Here is a 14,544-nt window from a genome sequence, read left to right on the forward strand (position 1 = left end):
CCCAGTCCCAGAACCCGAACATGTTCGCCGGGTCGATGCCGAACTCGGCGACCTTGCTCGCGTTCGTGGACACCGCCACGAAATGCGCCGCGACGGCGTCCTCACCGAGCGCGGCGACCAGCCAGCGCCGCGCGGCGGTGGCGTTGGTGAGGGTTTCGACGGTGGTGAACGTCTTCGACGCCACCACGAACAGCGTGGTGGCCGGGTCCAGGCCGGTCAGCTGCGCGGTCAGATCCGCCGGGTCGATGTTGGCGACGAACCGCACCGCCGGGCCGTCGGCGTAGTGCCGCAACGCCCGCGCCACCATCGCCGGGCCCAGATCCGAGCCGCCGATCCCGAGGTTCACCACCGTGGCGATCGGCTCGCCGGTGGCGCCGCGCCAGGTGCCCGAGCGGACCTTCTCGGCGAAGCCGGCCATCGCGTCGAGCACCGTGTGCACCTCGGCGACCACGTCGGTGCCGTCCACGGTCAGCGTCGCCGACCGCGGCAACCGCAGCGCGGTGTGCAGCACCGCCCGGTCCTCGGTGGTGTTGATCCGGTCCCCGGCGAACATCGCATCGCGGCGGGCCTCGAGCCCACACGCCCGGGCCAGCTCGAGCAGCAACCCCACCGTGGTGTCGGTGATCCGATGCTTGCTGTAGTCGATGTACCACTCCCCGACGGTCAGCGAGAACCGCTGCGCCCGCCCCGGATCCGCCGCGAACAACCCCCGCAGATCCACCGCCTCGAGCTCCGAACGGTGCTGGGACAGCTGCTGCCACGGTGCGGTTCGAGTCACGTCGCTCATGAATTCAGAGCCTAGTGCGGGGCCGCAGTTACCGGCGGGTTCGGAATCCGCTCGGGTCGTGGAGCGCATGATGTGGGTCATGGACACCGAAGAACTGATCCGGACCGTACCGACAGAACTGTTCCTCGGCGGGGAGTGGGTGGCCGCAGAGAACGGCGCCACCTTCCCCGTCCACGATCCCGCCACCGGCGACACGCTCACCGACGTCGCCGACGCGAGTCCGGCGGACGCCGTCCGCGCCCTCGACGCCGCGGTGGCCGTCCAGCACGAGTGGGCTGCGACCCCGCCGCGCGAACGTGGCGAACTGCTGCGTTCGGTGTTCGCGCGGATCACCGAACGTGCCGAGGACTTCGCGCTCCTGATGACCCTGGAGATGGGCAAGGCCCTGCCGGAGAGCCGGGCCGAGGCCAAGTACGGTGCCGAGTTCTTCCGCTGGTTCGCCGAGGAGGCGGTGCGGATCGCGGGCCGCTACACCCACGCGCCCGCGGGCAACGGACGGATCCTGGTGACGAAGCAGCCGGTGGGACCGTGCCTGGCGATCACGCCGTGGAACTTCCCGCTCGCGATGGGCACCCGCAAGATCGGTCCCGCCCTCGCTGCGGGCTGCACGATCCTGATGAAGCCCGCGTCGGAGACCCCGCTGACGATGCTGCTGCTCGCCCAGCTGTTCGCCGAGGCCGGCCTGCCGAAGGGGGTGCTGTCCGTGCTGCCGACGTCGCGCGCCGGGGCGGTCACCGGTCCGCTGATCGACGATCCCCGCCTGCGCAAGCTGACCTTCACCGGTTCCACCGGGGTCGGCCGGGCCCTGTCCGAGCGGGCCGGGAAGGCGATGCTGCGCACGTCGATGGAGCTGGGCGGCAACGCGCCGTTCCTGGTGTTCGACGACGCCGACCTCGACGCCGCGGTCGAGGGCGCGCTGGCCGCGAAGCTACGCAACGGCGGCGAGGCGTGCACGGCCGCGAACCGCTTCCACGTCGCCAACTCGGTGCGAGAGGAGTTCGTGAAGAAGCTGACCGAGCGGATGGCGCAGTACCGGCTCGGGCGCGGCACCGACCCCGGCACCACACTCGGGCCGCTGATCAACGCCGGCCAGCGGGAGACCGTCGGCGCGCTGGTGCAGGACGCAGTGGGGGCCGGGGCGAGCCTCCGGCTCGGCGGATCCGTCCCCGACGGCCCGGGGTGGTACTACCCGGCGACCGTGCTCGACGGGGTGACGGCCGAGGCCCGGATCCTGCGGGAGGAGGTGTTCGGCCCCGTCGCCGCCGTGGCCGGGTTCGACACCGAGCAGGAGGCGATCGATGCGGCCAACGCCACCGAATACGGACTGGCCGCGTACATCTACACGCAGAGCCTGGACCGGGCGCTGCGGGTGGCCGAGGCCGTCGAGTCCGGCATGGTGGGCGTCAACCGGGGCGTGATCTCCGACGTGGCGGCGCCGTTCGGCGGTGTCAAGGCCTCCGGGCTGGGCCGCGAGGGCGGCAGTGAAGGCATCGAGGAGTACCTCGAGACGAAGTACATCGCGCTGCAGTGACCTGCGCGACGGTGACGCCCCCGAGCGTCGGGACCGACGGGCTCGGGGGCGTACCGGCGGGACTCGGTGACCGAACCGGCCGTGGCCTCGGTGACCCGGACGGCCGTGGCCTCGGTGACCCGGACGGCCGTGGCCTCGGTGACCCGGACGGCCGTGGCGTCAGTGACCGAGACGGCCGCGGCCGAGCCGCAGCAGCAGCATGGCCAGGGTGTGACCCTCCTGGCCCAGCTCGCTGAAGCGCTCGAGAACCTTCATCTCGCGGCTGTGCACCAGGCGGGTACCGCCGGAGGCCATGCGGGTCTGGCCGATGATGCGCGAGACCTCGGTACGGCGTTTGACCGCCGCCAGGATCTCGGAGTCGAGCCGGTCGATCTCTTTACGGAGCTCGTCGATCTCCGCCTCGGTGGTGGGCAGGGCAGCGTCGGATGCGCTGGCTCCGGAACCGGCGGCCTCGGTGTTGGTGCTCATGTCGTCTCCTCGCGTCAGCTCTGGGATCGCTTCGGATACTGCGGGCGTTACCGGTCCGGCCGTCGGCTCGGGACTTCGGTGGCGCAGCAGCCGAAGCCTCGGGTGTGGTCAGGCCTCGGTCATCGGCTCTCACACCGATGGAAGTGTCGCCGATAGTGGCGACGTGGAGCGCATGACATGACGTTCAGTTTGCCACCCGTCCCCGAACCGGCCAAGTAAGGCATACCTGCCGAATCGCCCCGGCCCGGCCGGCACGGCTGTCGGCGATCGCCGGTAGTTTGGTACCACGATGAACACACCCGTTGCCTCCGGCCGTCCCGTCCCCGCGTCGAACTCGGGGGTGCGGGCGATGACCCCCGACGCGCTGCTCGAGGGACTCAATCCCCAGCAACGGGAGGCCGTGACCCACACGGGGTCTCCGCTGCTCATCGTCGCGGGGGCCGGCTCCGGCAAGACGGCGGTGCTGACCCGGCGCATCGCGTACCTGCTGGGTGAGCGTGGGGTGGCGCCGGGCCAGATCCTGGCGATCACGTTCACCAACAAGGCGGCCGCCGAGATGCGCGAGCGCGTCGCCCACCTCGTCGGTCCGCGCGCGAACAGCATGTGGGTGTCGACGTTCCATTCGAGCTGCGTGCGGATCCTGCGGGCGCAGTCGGCGCTGCTGTCGGGGATGAACTCGAACTTCACCATCTACGACGCGGACGACTCCCGGCGGCTGCTCACCATGATCGCCAAGGATCTCGACCTCGACGTCAAGCGGTATTCCGCGCGGCTGCTGGCGACGCACATCTCCAATCTCAAGAACGAGCTGATCGGCCCCGAGGAGGCCGCGGCCGACGCGGACCGCGAGGCGGCGGAACTGCCGCGGATCGTCGCGCGGGTCTACGCGCACTACCAGCAGCGGCTGCGCGCGGCCAACGCCTTCGACTTCGACGACCTGATCGGCGAGACGGTGGCACTGTTGCAGGCGCATCCGCAGGTGGCGGAGTACTACCGCCGACGGTTCCGCCACGTTCTCGTCGACGAATACCAGGACACCAACCACGCGCAGTACGTGCTCGTGCGCACGCTCGTGGGCGGTGCGGACGACACCGTGACGGACGATGCGGTCGCGCCGGGGGAGCTGTGTGTCGTCGGCGATGCCGACCAGTCCATCTACGCGTTCCGCGGCGCGACGATCCGCAACATCGAGGAGTTCGAACGCGACTATCCCGACGCTCGCACGATCCTGCTCGAGCAGAACTACCGTTCCACGCAGAACATCCTCTCGGCGGCCAACGCGGTGATCGCGCGCAACACCGGACGACGGGAGAAGCGGTTGTGGACGGACTCCGGCGCGGGAGAACCGATCACCGGGTACGTCGCCGACAACGAGCACGACGAGGCGCAGTTCGTGGCGGCGGAGATCGACCGGCTCGTCGACGCCGGTGAGGCCAGGTTCGCCGACGTCGCGGTGTTCTACCGCACCAACAACTCCTCCCGTGCCCTCGAGGACGTGTTCATCCGGCACGGCGTGCCCTACCGGGTGGTCGGCGGCGTGCGCTTCTACGAGCGCAAGGAGGTCCGCGACCTCGTCGCGTACCTGCGGGTGCTCGCCAACCCGGACGACACGGTCAGCCTGCGCCGTATCCTCAACACCCCCCGTCGCGGCATCGGCGACCGCGCGGAGGCCTGCGTGGCGGTGCACGCCGAACGCACGGCGGTCGGGTTCGGCCGGGCCCTGCGCGACGCGGCCGAGGGCACCGTGCCCCTGCTGAACACCCGCTCGCAGAAGGCCATCGCCGCGTTCGTCGACCTCATGGACGAGCTGCGGGGGATGCTCACCGAGACCGACGCCGACGGCAACGACCTCGTCGACATCGGCGACGTCGTCGAGGCGGTCCTCGACCGCACCGGTTACCGCGCCGAGCTCGAGGCCAGCGACGACCCGCAGGACGGCACGCGGCTCGACAATCTCAACGAGTTGGTCAGCGTGGCAAGGGAATTCAGTTCGGATGCCCGCAATGCCGCGGGTCTCGAGGAGGAACGGGAGGGCGCGGAGGGGGAGCCCGAGCCCGGCTCGCTCGCCGCGTTCCTCGAACGGGTGTCGCTGGTGGCCGACGCCGACCAGATCCCCGAGGAGGGCGACGGGGTCGTCACCCTGATGACGCTGCACACCGCCAAGGGTCTCGAGTTCCCGGTGGTGTTCGTGACCGGGTGGGAGGACGGGCAGTTCCCGCACATGCGAGCGCTCGGCGACCCGGCCGAGCTGTCGGAGGAACGGCGCCTGGCCTATGTCGGGCTCACCCGCGCGCGGCAGCGCCTCTACCTGAGCCGGGCGGTGCTGCGCTCGGCCTGGGGGCAGCCGGTGACCAATCCGGAATCGCGCTTCCTGCAAGAGATTCCGCAGGAACTCGTGGAGTGGCGCCGGGAGGATCCGGGGGTGGCCGGTGGTCACGCCATCGGAGCCGGCCGGGGCCGGGGCGGCTACGGCGGAGTCGGCTCCGGCTTCGGGGGCGGAGCGTCCCGGTTCGGCGACGACCGGCAGTCGACACCGAGTTTCGGGACCGCGCGCTCGCGCAACAACCATCTCGTGCTCGCCGTCGGCGACCGGGTCAGCCACGACAAGTACGGCCTCGGCACGGTCCTCGAGACCCGCGGCTCCGGGCCGACGGCGACGGTGGTCATCGACTTCGGCAGCGCCGGGAAGGTGCGGCTGATGCTCGTCGGCGGCGTGCCGATGGTCAAGCTCTGACCCCGGGTTCCCGGCCGGACGCGAAACGGGCCCCGCACCAGCCGGTGCGGGGCCCGTTTCGCGAGAAGCGCCGGAGGTCAGTCGTTCCGGATGCCGAGGGAGATGCCGCGGGTCGCGAGCCAGGGCAGCGGGTCGATCTTGTCGATGCCGTTGAGGTGCACCTCGAAGTGCAGGTGCGGGCCGGTCGACTGGCCGCGGTTGCCCATGGTGGCGATCTGGTCGCCGGCCATGACCTGCTGACCGACCGTCACCATGGACTGGTCGATGTGGCCGTAGACGGTGACGGTGCCGTCCGCGTGGCGCAGGCGCACCCACATGCCGAAGCCGGACGCGGGACCGGAGTCGATGACGGTGCCGTCGGCGACCGCGAGGATCGGGGTCCCGATCGGACCGGCGATGTCCACCCCGGCGTGGAGGGTGCCCCAGCGGGCACCGTAGCTGGAGGTGAAGACGCCGGCGGCCGGAAGGACGAACAGCGGGCGGCGGGCGGCGGCCTCGCGGGCGGCGCGCTCCTCGCTGAACCGCTGGCCCTTGGCGAGCAGGTTCGAGAACTGGGAGAGGTCGTTCGGGTCCGCGATGTTGAGGACCTGCGGGGCCTGGGACGGGGCGGCGCCCTCGGACTCGGTCTCCGGGGCGAACTGCGCGGCCTGCGGCACCGCGGTGGCGGTGATGACGTGCGAGTCGGTGGCGTCCGCGGCGAGGGCGACCTCGGAGTGCCCGGACTCCTGGGCGGGGCCGCTGGCGGCGGCCTGGCCCGCGGCGACGACGGCGCCAGCGGCGACCGCGAGGACCGCGGCGCGGCCCTTGAGGGCGGCGGGGGGAGTGGGAACCCGGTGGGCGCCGCCGCGACGAGTGGGGGCGGCCAGATCGCTGTCGGGTGATCCGGGGGCGGTGAGCGGCTCGGCCGGCTCGGTGCCATAGAATTCGTACTGCTCGGTGGTACTGGTGTTGCGGAAGTTCACAATGCTCGAGACGTCTAGATCGTCCGCCGGGCCCTCGTCGAGGTAACGCTCGTGCGGCTGCCAGTGGCCCGGATAGAGATGGTCGGTGGCCTCCGTGGACTCGAAGTCACCGAACCCGCTGCCGGGACGGCTGTCGGCGCGTGGAGTGCAAGTGTGCATCGACTGCCGTCCTCCGTTCGTGACCTGACCGTTATTCGGACCGAAGCGACGGTAACGAAACGATCGCAAGCGTGGCAACCCAAACGGGCTGGAAATCGGGCCTTGTGACTGGCATCACAGTTTGAGCTGGGCGTATATGGAAACGTTCCTTCGGTTACGGCGCGATACCGAATATTCACGGTGTGTCACGCCGCGATGAATCGGAACGTCGCCGTAGCGTCGGGGCGTGCCGAGCCGCCCGCCCGTCCTCGTCGCCGCGTTCGTCCTGTCCGTGCTCGGCGCCATCGCCGTGGCGGTCGCGCCGTTCCTGCCGGCGGTCCGCGCCGACGCCGGGCCCGTCGGCGCCGCCCTCGGCGCCGCGACGCTCGTCGCCGTCGCCGCCGCGCTCGCGGTGCCCGTCGGCGCGGTGAATCTCGCCCGTCGGCCCGGGCCCCTCGCCGGAATCCGGGCCGGCGCGCTGCTTGCGGGGGCCGGGTTCGTCGCACTCGGCGCGGCCCTGCTCGACGTCGCGCTGTTCACCGACGCCCTCGACGCCGACCGGCTCGAGCTCTTCCGGCCCCTCACCGCCGCCGGCCTCACGGCGGGCCCGGGCGCGGGCGTCGTCCTCGCCGGCCATCTCGCCGCGGTCGGCGCCGGAGTCCTCGGGGCCGTCGCGGTCCGGCGGCTCGGGGCCGACCCCGCACACGTGCCCGGCGAGGACGGCCCGGTGGGTGTGCGCGTCGGGGCCCCGGCGGCGACCGCGGTGGCGGTGGCGGCCCTGGTCGCGGCCGGTGCGCTCCTCGCCCCGCCCTTCGTCTCGGACGACCCGGTGCTGCTCGGCCCCGGCGTCCTCGACGCCACCACTGCCACCGCGATCGGTTCCCTGGCCGCCGCGGTCGCGGTGGTGCTGACGGCGACGTGGGCGCTGGTGACCGGTTCGCCGGCCGCCGCGACGGGCCTGGTGGCGGGTGCGGGGCTCGGTGCGCTCGGCATCCTGGGCCCGCGCCTGGCGGCGGGTCTCACCGGTGAGCGGCTCGCGCCGTCGCCCGGTGCCGCCGTCGGGGTGGTCGCCGCCGTCGCCCTCGTCGCGGCCGCGGTCGCACTGCCCCGGCTCGTCGCCCGGTCCGCCCGCGCCGCAGGGCCGGTGCCCAGGGCGGTCACGTCCGTCCCGGCGATGCTGCGCCGGCACGTCACCGCGGGCGTCGCGGGGATTGCCACCGGCGTCGTCGCGACGGCGGGTGCGCTGCTGCCCACCCTGTCGGTCCCGGCCGGGGCGCCGGCGCCCGACCTGCCGGCCACTCGCCTGCTGCTCGCCGCAGGCCTGCTCGTGCTGGCGCTGAGCGTGTGGCTGCTGCTCTCCGAATTCGCCGCCCCGCTGCGGCCCGCCGTCGCGGTGCCGGTCGTCGCGGTGGTCACCGCCGCCGGGGCGGTCCTGCAGTCCTGGGTGCTCGCCACGGACCTGCCCGGCGTCGGTGCCGGGCCGGGCGCGTGGCTGGCCGGCGCCGCGATCCTGGGGGCGGCGGCGACGGGGGTGCTCGTCGTGCTGGCCGGGGGTGCGGAACGCGACGGCATCGACACCTCCGTCGAACGGATCGCCGGGCCGGTCGTGCGCGCGGTGGGCGCGGCTGCGGCTCTCGTCGCCGGTGCCGGTGTGCTGTTGCCGGTGCAGCCCGGGGCCGGTTCGGTCCTGGGCTATCCGTGGGGCTACGACGTGTGGGGGCGGGTGCTGCTCGCCGTCGCGGTGGTCGCAGCGGTGCTGGTCGCAGCGCGGTCGCGGCCGGCCCGGGGCGGTGTGCTGCTGCTCGGCGCGGCGGCGTCGGTGGCGCTGTATGCGGCGTCGTGGTTGCTCGTGCGGAGCCCGGAGCAGGAGCCGGTGAACGGCGTCCTCACACTGCCTGCAATCCTTGGGGTGGTGTTCCTCCTGGCTGCGGCGTGGCTCACAATCCGGGAGGAAAATCCGTGAGGTACCCCTCGGGCCCCTCGCTCCGGTGACATGCGACACATACCAGGAGTGCGGGCGTTTGGTGGGACTTCCGACTAGTTACAGTCCGAACGGACCCGCTCATACCCCTCGAGCGGGCGTCAACGCAGACGAGACGGTGAGCAGATGGATCTCTTCGAATACCAGGCGAAGGAACTCTTCGCCAAGCATGGTGTGCCGACGTCGCTGGGTCGTGTGACCGACACGGCCGACGATGCCAAGGCGATCGCCGAGGAAATCGGTAAGCCTGTGATGGTCAAGGCCCAGGTCAAGACCGGTGGTCGTGGCAAGGCCGGTGGCGTGAAGTACGCCGCCACCCCCGAGGATGCGAAGACCCACGCCGAGAACATCCTCGGCCTCGACATCAAGGGTCACATCGTCAAGAAGCTCCTGGTCGCCGAGGCCAGCGACATCGCCGAGGAGTACTACATCTCCTTCCTGCTCGACCGGGCCAACCGCACCTACCTGGCCATGTGCTCGGTCGAGGGCGGCATGGAGATCGAGGAGGTCGCGGCCACCAAGCCCGAGCGTCTCGCCAAGGTTCCCGTGGACGCCGTCAAGGGCGTCGACCTCGCGTTCGCGCGCAGCATCGCCGAGCAGGGCCACCTGCCCGCCGACGTGCTCGACGCCGCGGCCGTGACCATCCAGAAGCTGTGGGAGGTCTTCGTCGCCGAGGACGCCACCCTGGTCGAGGTCAACCCGCTCGTGCGCACCCCCGACGATCAGATCCTCGCCCTCGACGGCAAGGTCACCATCGACGAGAACGCGGGCTTCCGCCACCCCGAGCACGCCGAGCTCGAGGACAAGGACTCCACCGATCCGCTCGAGGCCAAGGCCAAGGAGCACGATCTGAACTACGTCAAGCTCGACGGCCAGGTCGGCATCATCGGCAACGGCGCGGGCCTGGTCATGTCGACCCTCGACGTCGTCGCGTACGCCGGTGAGAAGCACGGCGGCGTCAAGCCCGCCAACTTCCTCGACATCGGTGGCGGCGCGTCCGCCGAGGTCATGGCCGCCGGCCTGGACGTCATCCTGAACGACGGCCAGGTCGAGAGCGTGTTCGTCAACGTCTTCGGTGGCATCACCGCGTGCGACGCGGTCGCCAACGGCATCGTCAAGGCGCTGGAGATCCTCGGCGACGAGGCCAACAAGCCGCTGGTCGTCCGCCTGGACGGCAACAACGTCGAGGCGGGCCGCAAGATCCTGGCCGACGCCAACCACCCGCTGGTCACGCTGGTCGGAACCATGGACGAGGCCGCTGACAAGGCCGCCGAGCTGGCGCACGCCGCGAAGTAAGGACACACGGAGAACATGTCTATCTTCCTCAACAAGGACTCGAAGGTCATCGTCCAGGGCATCACCGGCGGCGAGGGCACCAAGCACACCGCCCTGATGCTCAAGGCCGGTACCCAGGTCGTCGGCGGCGTCAACGCCCGCAAGGCCGGCACCACTGTGTCCCACACCGCCGCCGACGGCTCGGCCGTCGAGCTGCCCGTCTTCGGTACCGTCGCCGAGGCGATGAAGGAGACCGGCGCGGACGTCTCGATCGCGTTCGTCCCCCCGAAGTTCGCCAAGGACGCCATCATCGAGGCCATCGACGCGGAGATCCCGCTGCTCGTGGTCATCACCGAGGGCATCCCGGTGCAGGACACCGCGTACGCGTGGGCCTACAACGTCGAGAAGGGCAACAAGACCCGGATCATCGGCCCCAACTGCCCCGGCATCATCACCCCGGGTGAGTCGCTGGTCGGCATCACCCCGGCCAACATCTCCGGCAAGGGCCCGGTGGGCCTGGTGTCCAAGTCCGGCACCCTGACCTACCAGATGATGTTCGAGCTGCGTGACTTCGGCTTCTCCACCGCCATCGGCATCGGCGGCGACCCGGTCATCGGCACCACCCACATCGACGCCATCGAGGCGTTCGAGAAGGACCCCGAGACCAAGCTCATCGTCATGATCGGCGAGATCGGCGGCGACGCCGAGGAGCGCGCGGCCGACTACATCAAGGCCAACGTGACCAAGCCGGTCGTCGGCTACGTCGCCGGGTTCACCGCTCCGGAGGGCAAGACCATGGGCCACGCCGGCGCCATCGTCTCCGGCTCCTCGGGCACCGCGCAGGCCAAGAAGGACGCCCTCGAGGCGGCCGGCGTGAAGGTCGGCAAGACGCCGTCCGAGACCGCCGCTCTCGCGCGCGAGATCCTGCAGTCGCTGTAGGCGGCTCCGCCGCCGGTGCGTCCTTTGGGCGGTCCTGACCGCCCAAAGGACGCACCGGCAGCTCCGCTGCCTACCCGTCCACCCATTCGGTGCCGACGGGCTCGAGCTCGCCGGCGCCGGCCGTCGCCGACGCCACCACGCTCCGCAACCCGGCCGCATCCCGGGCCGCGACCGTGAAGACGACACGCTCCGTGTAGGACACGTCGAGCACGCTCACCCCGCGGCCCCGTAGTTCCGACTCCAGCCGGCCGGCGTCACCGTGCCCCACCGCCAGGGTGAACACCGCCCGTCGCTCCCGCGGCACCAGCGTCGCCGCGTCGACCGCGACGGCCACCGCACCCGAATACGCCCGGACCAGTCCCCCCGCGCCGAGCTTGATGCCGCCGAACCAGCGGGTGACCACCACCGCGACGTTCACCAGATCGCGATGGTGCAGCACCTGCAGCATCGGCACCCCGGCCGTGCCACCCGGTTCCCCGTCGTCGCTCGACCGTTCCGCCCGGTGCGCCGGCTCGTCGCCCACCACGAAGGCCCAGCAATGGTGCCGCGCATCGGGATACAGCCTCCGCTGTTCCTCGACGAAGGCGAGCGCGGCGGTATCCGAGTCGACGCGACGCAGCGCGGCGAGAAAGCGGGAATGCTTGATCTCCGTCTCGGCGACGACGTCCGCTCCGGGCTCGAGGGTGCTGGGCATGCGCACATTCTCGCCGGTGGGGATTCGCCGGATTCGCGGGACTCCTGCCGCCCACGGTGATCGTGCCTAGGCTGGTCACAGAGCAGCCGACGACATCAGGAGGAGCGATGACCTACCCAGCAGGCTCGGGAACGGGCCGGTCCGACACCCCGTCAGGTCCCACGGGGTCGTCGACCGGGGGCGGATCCAGCCTCGCCTCCCGTGGCTCCGACAAGGTGGTGCCGCTGCTCCTGCCGATCGCCGTCGCGGTGCTGGCGGTGCTGAACTTCCTGCTCGGCCTGGCCCCGTACGTGCGGATCTCCTTCGGCACCCAGGTTGCGCTGTCGTCGTTCGACTTCGGGTTCGCGGTCGTGCCGCTGGCCTTCCTGCTCTTCGGTGGCGCGGCTGCGGCACTGTCGCTGCTACCGGGTCAGGACCTGCGCTCCGTTGCGGTGGCGGCCTCCGCGGTCGGCTTCGTGGTGTCGCTGTTCCAGCTCTTCCACCTGCCCGACGACACCGGCATCTCGTGGGGTGGGGTGTCGATCCTCGTCCTCGGCTTCCTGCAGACTGCGCTCGCGCTGATGGCGCTGCTCTTCGGGATCGGCATCCTGGTGCCCGGCCAGCGCCGCGCGCCCGCGCAGTCGTTCGGCGGCCAGGGAGGCGGCGGGCAGGGCGTGGGCCAGGGGTACAGCGGCGGCCAGGGCTACAGCGGCGGCCAGGGCTACAGCGGTCAGGGATACGGAGCGCAGGGTGCCGGCGCGGGGCAGGGCTATCCGTCCGGTCAGGGCTACGCTCCCGGCGCGGCGTCGAGCGGATACGGAACGCAGGGCTCCGGCTACCCCTCGGGGTCCTCGGCCTACCCCTCGGGGTCCTCGGCGCAGTACCCCGGCTACCAGCAGCCGCAGTACTCCACCGGGCAGTACCCGTCGGGGCAGTACTCCACCGGCCAGTATCCGTCCGGGCAGCACCCGTCCGGACAGTACCCGGGATCCCAGTACCCGGGCACCCAGTACTCGGGCGCGCAGCCGCGCGAGCACTACCCCAGCCCGGACTACGGCGCCCAGACCGAGCACCTGAGCCAGCCGCTGCGCGTCGACCGGCCGCAATCCGAGGGGCAGCACCCCGGCCAGCAGGCCTACACCCCGACGGGAGCCCAGGCCCCGTACGGCGCCGGGTCGCCCGGTCCTTCGGGCCGGCCGGGGGAGCCCGCCGGTGGCGGCGCGGACGAGCCGACCGTGCTCGCCCCCCGGCACGCCGACTCCGAGCAGGATGCCGCGGGGCGTCCGTCGGAGGACGACGCCGAGCGGACGTCGGACCCGGCGCCGACGCAGGCGTTCCGCCCCGGTGACGAGCCGCGGTGACGGCTCCCGCACGTGCTGCGGCGCGCCTGACCGTCACGACCGTCGCCGGGTGACACTCTCGACACGATGACCTCGACGCTAGGCCGGTCCGACCGGCGCACCACCCCGGAAGGCAACCCGGTCGAACCGGAGCAGCTGCGGATCCTGCTCGGCACGGCGGCCAGGGTGCCGGCAGTGACCCTCGCGTTGATCGCCACGCTGGTGGTGACCACGATGGTGGCCGCGAGCAGCGACCTGACCGGCATCTACGCGGCGATCGCGGGAAGCTGGCTGGCCCTGCATCAGGTGACGCTGACGATCGACGGGGTAGCGCTCGGCGTGCTGCCGTTGCTGCCGACGGCGGTGCTGGTGTGGCTGACCGCCCGGGCCGCGCGTTCGGCCACCGACGCCTTCGTCGCGCTCGGCGGCCGTCCGCTCGATCGTCGGAACGCCTCACGCATCGCCGTGGCCACCCTCGCCGGTCCGACGGTGATCACGATCGTGGCACTGATCGTGATCCAGGATGCGGCGAGTGTCCTGCCCGTCGTCACCCCCAATCCGGCGGCCGCGCTGGCCTGGGTGACGGCCCTCTACCTGTTCGGGGCCGGGCTCGGCATCGGTGCCCGGACGTGGCGGCCGCTGTCCGTCCGCTACGGCGTGCCGAACTGGCTGGTCGCCGCCGTGCGCCCCGCGGCCCGCGCGGTGCTGGGGATGTTCGCCGCGGCCGGGGTGGTGACCGTACTCGGGCTGCTGTGGTCGTGGACCGTGGTCGGTGACCTGATCGGCCGCGGCGGGGGAGTGACTGGAGCACTCGGGTTGACGGTGCTGTCGGTGCTGTACCTGCCCAACGTGCTGATCGGGGCCGCCGCCGTGGTGGCCGGCAGCACGGTGCAGTTCGGCGACGTGACCCTGAGCCTGTTCGAGGCGACCGGCGGTGACCTGCCCGCACTGCCGGTGCTCGCCGTGATCCCACCGGGACCGGCCGCGCCGTTCTGGCCGGTGCTGCTGGCCGTTCCCGCGACGGTGGGTGCGCTGCTCGGACGGTACGTCGCCCAGCGCCACCTCGAGGCGCGGGCCCGGGGGGAGTACGTGTCGTCCACCGACGCCGCGCTCACGGTGGTCGCTGCGGCGGCGCTCGCGGGCGCGACGAGCGCGCTGGCCACGTGGGTCGCCGGTGGCCCCCTGGGGATCTTCGGCGTGGTCGGCGGAAACTGGTGGCTTGCCGGGGTTCTGGTATTCGCGTGGTCGGGGCTGCTGGGCCTCGTCACGTCGCAGCTGCTGCTGTGGCGCGAGCACCGCCTGGCCGCGGCGGAGGCCGTCCGAGCGTCGGCCGCCGCGGGGGAGTCCGCCACGGAGACCGCCGCCGCCGAGAATCCCGACGGCGACGAGCCGGTCGAGGAGGCCGACGCCACCCCGCTCGACGAGGCGAAGGCGCTCGAGGCGGGCCCGGCGACGCCGGCCGCCGACGTGCTCGAGGCCGAGATCGTCGAGGACGGCCCCGCGGGGCAGCAGGACCCCGCCGACGCCGGCACCGAGGGCGAGGACCCCGCCGAGCGCGTGGACCCCGCCGACGACGAGCGTGTGGACGTCGCCGACGCGGAACTCGAGGACGCCGCCGACGAGCCGGGCGGGTCCGGCTTAACCGAGCAGGATGCCGGCGCGCCGCCGGAGCGCAACGGTGACCTGCCGGAGGGGGCCGCACCCCCCAAGGGCTAG

Annotated in this window: 11 protein-coding genes; 7 read left to right on the forward strand and 4 right to left on the reverse strand. The window is 72.0% G+C overall.

The annotated features are described in order from the left end of the window. The coding region (locus tag G6039_RS00835) for a glucose-6-phosphate isomerase (protein ID WP_478384484.1) at positions 1–787 on the reverse strand (787 nt) is incomplete at its 3' end. A gap of 79 nt (positions 788–866) precedes the next feature. Here G6039_RS00835 and G6039_RS00840 point away from each other — a divergent pair. After that, entirely contained in the window at positions 867–2,318 is a 1,452-nt protein-coding gene (locus G6039_RS00840; protein ID WP_029541981.1) for an NAD-dependent succinate-semialdehyde dehydrogenase, read from the forward strand. 159 nt (positions 2,319–2,477) lie between these two features. Here the strand turns inward: G6039_RS00840 and G6039_RS00845 are convergent, their stop codons facing one another. Next, the gene (locus G6039_RS00845; protein ID WP_029541984.1) at positions 2,478–2,786 is read right to left on the reverse strand and encodes a chorismate mutase; all 309 of its coding nucleotides are present in this window, start codon (positions 2,784–2,786) and stop codon (positions 2,478–2,480) included. Between the two features lie 289 nt (positions 2,787–3,075). Here G6039_RS00845 and pcrA point away from each other — a divergent pair, with 289 nt between their 5' ends. After that, positions 3,076–5,520: a DNA helicase PcrA gene (gene pcrA, locus G6039_RS00850; RefSeq protein ID WP_029541986.1), complete on the forward strand. Its 2,445-nt coding sequence runs from the start codon at positions 3,076–3,078 to the stop codon at positions 5,518–5,520. A gap of 77 nt (positions 5,521–5,597) precedes the next feature. Here pcrA and G6039_RS00855 read toward each other — a convergent pair whose 3' ends face one another. After that, the gene (locus tag G6039_RS00855) at positions 5,598–6,641 is read right to left on the reverse strand and encodes a M23 family metallopeptidase (protein ID WP_043797705.1); all 1,044 of its coding nucleotides are present in this window, start codon (positions 6,639–6,641) and stop codon (positions 5,598–5,600) included. A 226-nt stretch (positions 6,642–6,867) separates the two neighbouring features. Between G6039_RS00855 and G6039_RS00860 the strand changes: the two genes are divergently transcribed. The 3 genes from G6039_RS00860 (at position 6,868) to sucD (ending at position 10,815) form a co-directional block, all read left to right on the forward strand. After that, the gene (locus G6039_RS00860; protein ID WP_029541991.1) at positions 6,868–8,583 is read left to right on the forward strand and encodes a hypothetical protein; all 1,716 of its coding nucleotides are present in this window, start codon (positions 6,868–6,870) and stop codon (positions 8,581–8,583) included. A gap of 144 nt (positions 8,584–8,727) precedes the next feature. After that, positions 8,728–9,897, forward strand: coding sequence for an ADP-forming succinate--CoA ligase subunit beta (gene sucC, locus G6039_RS00865; RefSeq protein ID WP_006945023.1), 1,170 nt, complete (start codon positions 8,728–8,730; stop codon positions 9,895–9,897). 15 nt (positions 9,898–9,912) lie between these two features. Further along, the gene (sucD, locus tag G6039_RS00870) at positions 9,913–10,815 is read left to right on the forward strand and encodes a succinate--CoA ligase subunit alpha (protein WP_003937757.1); all 903 of its coding nucleotides are present in this window, start codon (positions 9,913–9,915) and stop codon (positions 10,813–10,815) included. A 70-nt stretch (positions 10,816–10,885) separates the two neighbouring features. On the opposite strand, the gene G6039_RS00875 is transcribed toward sucD, so the two are convergent. After that, positions 10,886–11,509, reverse strand: a complete 624-nt coding sequence (locus tag G6039_RS00875; RefSeq protein ID WP_029541994.1) for an IMPACT family protein — start codon at positions 11,507–11,509, stop codon at positions 10,886–10,888. Between the two features lie 107 nt (positions 11,510–11,616). Between G6039_RS00875 and G6039_RS00880 the strand changes: the two genes are divergently transcribed. Both G6039_RS00880 and G6039_RS00885 read left to right on the forward strand, forming a co-directional pair. Next, on the forward strand, positions 11,617–12,849 hold the full coding sequence (locus tag G6039_RS00880; RefSeq protein WP_161780427.1) for a DUF5336 domain-containing protein: 1,233 nt from the start codon (positions 11,617–11,619) through the stop codon (positions 12,847–12,849). A gap of 66 nt (positions 12,850–12,915) precedes the next feature. After that, the gene (locus tag G6039_RS00885; RefSeq protein ID WP_029542000.1) at positions 12,916–14,544 is read left to right on the forward strand and encodes a cell division protein PerM; all 1,629 of its coding nucleotides are present in this window, start codon (positions 12,916–12,918) and stop codon (positions 14,542–14,544) included.

It is taken from the genome of Rhodococcus aetherivorans, assembly GCF_011058165.1.
GTDB lineage: Bacteria > Actinomycetota > Actinomycetes > Mycobacteriales > Mycobacteriaceae > Rhodococcus > Rhodococcus aetherivorans.

Excerpts from the sequence above, each read along its gene's own strand:
- G6039_RS00875 (WP_029541994.1), bottom strand. The coding sequence starts at position 11,509 with ATGCCCAGCACCCTCGAGCCCGGAGCGGACGTCGTCGCCGAGACGGAG.
- pcrA (WP_029541986.1), top strand. The coding sequence starts at position 3,076 with ATGAACACACCCGTTGCCTCCGGCCGTCCCGTCCCCGCGTCGAACTCG.
- G6039_RS00845 (WP_029541984.1), bottom strand. The coding sequence starts at position 2,786 with ATGAGCACCAACACCGAGGCCGCCGGTTCCGGAGCCAGCGCATCCGAC.
- G6039_RS00840 (WP_029541981.1), top strand. The coding sequence starts at position 867 with ATGGACACCGAAGAACTGATCCGGACCGTACCGACAGAACTGTTCCTC.
- G6039_RS00855 (WP_043797705.1), bottom strand. The coding sequence starts at position 6,641 with ATGCACACTTGCACTCCACGCGCCGACAGCCGTCCCGGCAGCGGGTTC.
- G6039_RS00880 (WP_161780427.1), top strand. The coding sequence starts at position 11,617 with ATGACCTACCCAGCAGGCTCGGGAACGGGCCGGTCCGACACCCCGTCA.
- G6039_RS00885 (WP_029542000.1), top strand. The coding sequence starts at position 12,916 with ATGACCTCGACGCTAGGCCGGTCCGACCGGCGCACCACCCCGGAAGGC.
- sucD (WP_003937757.1), top strand. The coding sequence starts at position 9,913 with ATGTCTATCTTCCTCAACAAGGACTCGAAGGTCATCGTCCAGGGCATC.
- sucC (WP_006945023.1), top strand. The coding sequence starts at position 8,728 with ATGGATCTCTTCGAATACCAGGCGAAGGAACTCTTCGCCAAGCATGGT.